Raw genomic sequence first — 5,595 nt, forward strand, 5'->3', positions numbered from 1 at the left:
AGGTTAATTAAGTCAAATGGACACAAAAGACGGGGATGAAAAGGATATCGACACCACAGTATCTACTTCAAAATTAGCATGGCTTGAGCAGCGATTAGTTGAGCTTAAAGCACTCGAAATACAAGTGAATGAACACCCAGACAAGCAAGTGTCACAAACCGACCCTGATGCACGTTTGATGAAGACGCAACATATGCAAAGACAGGTGTGCTACAACGTGCAAAGCGCTGTGGATACAAAACATCACTTGATTGTTGAACACGATGTCACTATGACAACAGACAGAGGCCAGCTCACCTTAGTGGCAGAGCAAGTCCAAAAAACATTAGGTAAACAAGACATCACTATCATCGCCGACAAGGGGTACTTTAGTCGCAACGATATCAAGGCCACACAAGATTTAGGCATGACGGCAAACGTGCCACAAACTGATACATCAGGCTCAGCAAAGAAAGGCATCTTTAACAAGTCATTATTTAAATACGATAAAGACAAAGACCTTTATATTTGCCCAGCGGGCGAGGAATTACCGCATCGACGGAACATAACCGAAGACGGCCTTGAGCAAAAGGTATACGTTAATTTTTATGCTTGCCGAGATTGTGATATCAGAGGTAAATGCACGAGATCATTAAAAGAGCCAAGGAAAATGAGACGCTGGGTTCACGAAGAAGAGATAGACGCGATGCAGCAGCGGCTCGATGATAATCCAAAGATATCGGTGTTAAGAAGACAAACCGTGGAGCATCAGTTTGGTACGATTAAAATGTGGATGGGCGCGACGCACTTCTTAATGAAGCGTAAAAAGAATGTCAGTATCGAGATGAACCTGCATGTGCTGGCTTATAACCTGAAGAGAATGATGACCATAATGGGAACGACTGGGTTAATGGAAGCCATCAAGCAATAAGGGTGCATTTAGCCTAAATTCGAGCAATAAAACAGCCTTCAAACGTCACATTTATCACTAACAACCCGCCTTAACACTCCAAATCCAAAATTCCGCGCTAACGCTAATAATCAGTGACTAAGTCATTTGGATGGTTGAGTATCACAGAGGGTAAGATTTGGCGGTTGTAATCCGAGTTTTTACACAGCCTGTCGCACCTGCTGACATCGTAAGTAATGTCTCGACTGGTCGCTTTTGCGGCAGGCTGTGTGAAAAATCAAATCCTCCGGTCGTCGGCAATGGTGGCATAGCTCCTATTCGCTCAGACTTGCCATACAAAAGGTTTCATCGACTGACAGCTTCATGCTATCTAGAGCCGTTCGTAGATTGGTTCGGCTAGCTGCCCGTTAAATCTTTATTTAAGCTTACTAGTTCATATAGGGTATACCTTAAAGGGACTGCTAGAAACCTAGCTTTATAATAGTCCATTAATTGCTGCATACTATGTATAATGGACTAGAATAAAGAGACTATGTAAAATGGACTATTTCCACAATGAGTACTTTTCGAACTTACGCTTACCTCAGAGCTTCAACCAAAGAGCAAGATGCGGGACGTGCAAAGGATGCATTGTTACTGTTTGCTAATGAACATGATTTGGTCATATCTGCATTTTTTGAAGAAAATGAATCTGGAGCCACGCTTCAAAGACCAGAATTATTTAGATTGCTAGAAATAGCTCAGAAAGGTGACGTGGTACTTGTAGAGCAAATAGATCGGATATCCAGGTTAAAGGATGATGATTGGTACTCACTCAAGTCCATCATAAAAGCAAAAGGTTTGAGGGTTGTATCATTAGATTTACCTACGAGTCATCAGTTTGCGGTGGTAAGTGATGAATTCACTGGAAGAATGTTATCAGCTATCAATGATTTGATGCTCGATATGCTTGCGGCTATTGCTAGAAAGGATTATGAAGATCGAAGAAGACGACAAAAGGAAGGCATTGTTAAAGCTAAATCTGAAGGTCGTTATCTTGGTCGACCAAGTGATGTAGAGTTACAGCTAAAGGTTGAAGGCTTGTTGGCAGATAAAAAATCTTATGATTATATCCAACATATTTTAGGATGTTCTCGCTCTACAATTTCCAAAGTTTCAAAAAAATTAAAGCGAAAAGAAAAGATGATTTAATAAAAGTTTGCGTTTTACGTAGCCGCTAACTAGCAAACTTGTCAGGAATATGACTTATCTAAAAACGAGGATGCTCTGCAGCCCAATTATATCAAGGTCTCTAGGCTGAACTACCGTTTAGGTCACTAATTTTCGATGATTTTACCTAAGCGACTAATTTATATATAGAAATCAGGGACAGGTAAGAGTCATCGGCTGTATTGAAGATCCAGTGGTCATCAAGAAAATATCAGATCACCTCAAAAGCAATGAAGAAAAAGCATCTGGCAAGTTGCCTCTTGTAAGGGCACCGCCAGTTTCGGACTTCACATTAGTTAATTAGGAAAAGAAAACACAACAAAACAAGGGTAATGTTTGCTATTAGGCTAACAGGGCAGTGTTTGTTCTTTTTTTTGTAAATGAATAGAATGAGGACATAATCAGTCTGGAATTTGCCAAGTTTGCGTCAAATTATCAGAGTATTGGTTTGATGTCACCGCTATGAGCCGGATATTTTTGATTACACGTTGGGTTGATTCTATCGGGTAGAGTGTTTATATTACTTATACACTGCACCTAAGTACGAATGGGGGATAAACATGTTATTTCGCCAATTTTTTGATTCTGAATCCAGCACTTATAGCTATCTGTTGGCTGGCGATAGTGGCCACGAAGCGTTACTAATCGACCCAGTAATAGACAAGGTGGATATGTACCTGAAACTAGTCGAAGAACTCGATGTTCGACTAGTGCGAGCCATCGATACTCATACCCATGCGGATCACATCACCGGTCTTGGAAAGTTGCGGGAAAAGACCGGTTGCATCACGGTAATGGGCGAACAGACAGAAGCCGACTGTGTGTCTGAAACCATTAGGGAGGGCGAGCACATCCGGTTGGACGGTATTGATCTGGAAGCTTTGTACACACCTGGCCATACCGATGAGTCTTATAGCTTTTTGCTTCACAGCGAGCGGCCAGCAGTATTCACCGGCGACGTGCTTCTGATTCGTGGTAGTGGCCGAACCGACTTTCAAGGCGGTGACGCTGGTCAAAGCTATGATTCCATTACTAAAAAGCTATTTACGCTACCGGATTCAACGCTGGTATACCCGGCGCACGATTATAACGGCTGGACCCGCAGCAGCGTTGCTGAGGAAAAGGCTCACAACCCGCGGTTAGCCGGCAAGAGCCGTGCTGAATATATCGACATTATGAACAACCTGGATCTGCCTGATCCGAAGATGATGGATGTGGCCGTTCCGGCGAACCTTGGCTGCGGTTTAGCTGCAGATGTGTAGCGAGCTGACAGTTTGAACATTCATTCACACTACAATAAGGAGAAATTTTTACGTTTACGTTTTTAACTGCACAACAAATGATCGATGAAGCCAAAAAGGTAGCTGACACCGTCGACGTTGAAAAGGTAAAGGATTTGCGTGGCAGCGGTGCGCTACTGCTCGATGTTCGTGAACCCAATGAGTGGCAGGAAGGCCATCTGGAAGGTGCCGTCGCTATACCGCGTGGTGTATTGGAAATGAGAATTTCCGACGAAGAAAGCGATCATCAACGGCCTATAGTCACCTATTGTGCCAGCGGTGGCCGTGCCGTGCTAGCTGCAGCAACATTACGACAAATGGGCTATATTGCAGCTTTTGCATCTAAAGCTGGCTTTGACGATTTGCAGGCTGCCGGACTACCTTGTAATAAGCCCGCCTAAATTTTCACATAAACATAGGTTTGTGTCTGCGCGATAGCAACGCGGAGCGCGCAGACGGCGACATTTTTAGTGGTCTTACGGAATGTCAACAAGAGAGGATAGAACTATGATGAACGATATGGGTATGGGCATGATGTTGGGTATGGGATTGGTTTGGCTATTGATCATTGGTGTACTGGTTTTGTCAATTGCCGCGCTGTGGAAGTACTTACGATCGGAGAAAAAGTAAAAAGATGGGGCAACACTGGATTGATCGTACACTCCGTAATCCAGAAGTAAATCTCTTGCTGTTTTCGTTTCTCTTCAATTTCGTTTGGGAAATGTGGCAGATGCCTTTTTACGAGGGACTGAAAACGCTTGACTACATGAGCGTCGTTCGCATTTGTACACAGGCGAGTTTAGGAGATGGCGTGATCAGCGTGTTGGCATATTGGAGTGCCGTCGTAATTGCTCGATCAAGAAATTGGATCCATGCCATAGCCATTACACCTGCGATAGTTTACTTAGCCACTGGACTTGGTATCACTATTTTTATGGAGTGGCTTGCAACCGATATACTGGACCGTTGGCAATACGCGCCAAATATGCCTGTTTTGCCAATGTTGGGCACTGGGTTGTTACCGATATTACAGTGGTCAATTTTGCCGTTGCTGATCCTCTTTGTTGTTCGCAGACAGACCCTCAGAAAACGTTAGGGAAGTGTTTTTTTTAATTCGCTCGTTACTTTTAAAATTGCATTTAAATTGTGTGGATATGGTAGAGAGATTACACTTGCGCTTACACTAAAGCGATGACGACCTGAAGAACGGGTGTCATCTGTGCCAGAAGTCCAAACCCTTCCAAAAGTCCTACACCAAGACGTTTATTTCATGGTTTTCCGCGTGAAAAAGTATTTAACACGTACTCAAGTAGACTAACTCGATAATCCCTCAACCAAAGAAAATCTTGGTATAAATAATGCCTCAGACAACTTTTTCCTTTTGACTGACTATAGTTTTAACATAAAGCTTAGAGTGATTTTGTAGTGGTCATTTTGTTCTAAATCTGTAGACACTTTTTACGTTGTGCTGCTCTTATAGCTTTTGTCCAAGAATGTCCTTGAGTGCCACATTTTGCATACTCCCATCTGCGAACATCTTTTTGAGTTTAGCATTCTCTGCCTCAAGCGCACGTATTGTATATAAGTTTGACGACTCCATGCCGCCGTACTTAGATTTCCGTTTATAATGCGTTCTCTGACCGCCCCCATGCTTACGACACAAATCAGGTACATTGAATGCACCTGATTTGCCTTCATTTAGGATTGATCTTCCCCTAAAACCTGTCTTTTCATTTCGCTTCTGTAGTGGTCAACTAATTCCGGACTGTAAAATAGGTTGGCTCTCCGCTTTTGCAGGAGCCAGCCCGTTATTGAATGTGTGCGGCCGTTGCCAATTGTAGTAATCCATCAAGTAACGGCTGATATCACGCTTTGCCTCTTGCAAAGAATTATATCCAGTCGCTGGTATCCACTCTGACTTCAAGCTTCTGAATACTCTTTCCATCGGCGCGTTGTCCCAGCAATTTCCCCTGCGACTCATACTTTGCTTCATCCGGTAACGCCATAACCGCTGTCTGAATTTGCGGCTACCATACTGGCTTCCTTGGTCAGTGTGAAACATGACTTTTTGTGGACGACCTCGTTGCTCATAAGCCATATCTAACGCGTTTACGACGAGTTCTGCATCAGGCTTAGCCGACATCGACCAGCCCACGATACGTCTCGTGTATAAATCAATTACAACCGCTAAGTAGTGCCAGCGATTACCTGCCCAAA

Annotated in this window: 7 protein-coding genes and 1 pseudogene; 6 read left to right on the forward strand and 2 right to left on the reverse strand. The window is 43.4% G+C overall.

The window, feature by feature from the left end; all coding sequences use genetic code 11:
* Positions 1-7: 7 nt before the first annotated feature.
* The 6 genes and pseudogenes from GPLA_RS13430 to GPLA_RS13450 form a co-directional block, all read left to right on the forward strand.
* Positions 8-910 (forward strand): annotated as a pseudogene (locus GPLA_RS13430) (transposase); the annotation flags it as partial.
* A gap of 534 nt (positions 911-1,444) precedes the next feature.
* Positions 1,445-2,080 carry a recombinase family protein gene (locus GPLA_RS13435; RefSeq protein ID WP_006991277.1) on the forward strand — a complete coding sequence of 212 codons (636 nt, stop codon included), beginning with the start codon at positions 1,445-1,447 and terminating at the stop codon, positions 2,078-2,080.
* 578 nt (positions 2,081-2,658) lie between these two features.
* On the forward strand, positions 2,659-3,360 hold the full coding sequence (locus GPLA_RS13440) for an MBL fold metallo-hydrolase (RefSeq protein WP_006991276.1): 702 nt from the start codon (positions 2,659-2,661) through the stop codon (positions 3,358-3,360).
* Positions 3,361-3,437: 77 nt separating this feature from the next.
* Complete coding sequence (locus GPLA_RS13445) at positions 3,438-3,779, forward strand: rhodanese-like domain-containing protein (protein ID WP_006991275.1); 342 nt, start codon at positions 3,438-3,440, stop codon at positions 3,777-3,779.
* 106 nt (positions 3,780-3,885) lie between these two features.
* Positions 3,886-4,008: a hypothetical protein gene (locus GPLA_RS24210; RefSeq protein ID WP_006991274.1), complete on the forward strand. Its 123-nt coding sequence runs from the start codon at positions 3,886-3,888 to the stop codon at positions 4,006-4,008.
* A 100-nt stretch (positions 4,009-4,108) separates the two neighbouring features.
* A complete protein-coding gene (locus GPLA_RS13450) occupies positions 4,109-4,474 on the forward strand; it encodes a hypothetical protein (RefSeq protein ID WP_006991273.1) in 366 nt (121 codons plus the stop codon).
* Between the two features lie 378 nt (positions 4,475-4,852).
* Here GPLA_RS13450 and GPLA_RS23240 read toward each other — a convergent pair whose 3' ends face one another.
* Both GPLA_RS23240 and GPLA_RS13455 read right to left on the reverse strand, forming a co-directional pair.
* On the reverse strand, positions 4,853-5,083 hold the full coding sequence (locus GPLA_RS23240) for a transposase (RefSeq protein ID WP_083882065.1): 231 nt from the start codon (positions 5,081-5,083) through the stop codon (positions 4,853-4,855).
* Positions 5,084-5,128: 45 nt separating this feature from the next.
* A partial coding sequence (locus GPLA_RS13455; protein WP_040514797.1) for an IS3 family transposase occupies positions 5,129-5,595 on the reverse strand: 467 nt, incomplete at its 5' end.

The organism is Paraglaciecola polaris LMG 21857 (genome assembly GCF_000315055.1).
Taxonomy (GTDB): domain Bacteria; phylum Pseudomonadota; class Gammaproteobacteria; order Enterobacterales; family Alteromonadaceae; genus Paraglaciecola; species Paraglaciecola polaris.

What these genes read in the sequence shown, in the direction of transcription:
- GPLA_RS13435 (WP_006991277.1), top strand. Translation starts at nt 1,445, where the DNA reads ATGAGTACTTTTCGAACTTACGCTTACCTCAGAGCTTCAACCAAAGAG.
- GPLA_RS13440 (WP_006991276.1), top strand. Translation starts at nt 2,659, where the DNA reads ATGTTATTTCGCCAATTTTTTGATTCTGAATCCAGCACTTATAGCTAT.
- GPLA_RS13445 (WP_006991275.1), top strand. Translation starts at nt 3,438, where the DNA reads ATGATCGATGAAGCCAAAAAGGTAGCTGACACCGTCGACGTTGAAAAG.
- GPLA_RS24210 (WP_006991274.1), top strand. Translation starts at nt 3,886, where the DNA reads ATGATGAACGATATGGGTATGGGCATGATGTTGGGTATGGGATTGGTT.
- GPLA_RS13450 (WP_006991273.1), top strand. Translation starts at nt 4,109, where the DNA reads ATGCCTTTTTACGAGGGACTGAAAACGCTTGACTACATGAGCGTCGTT.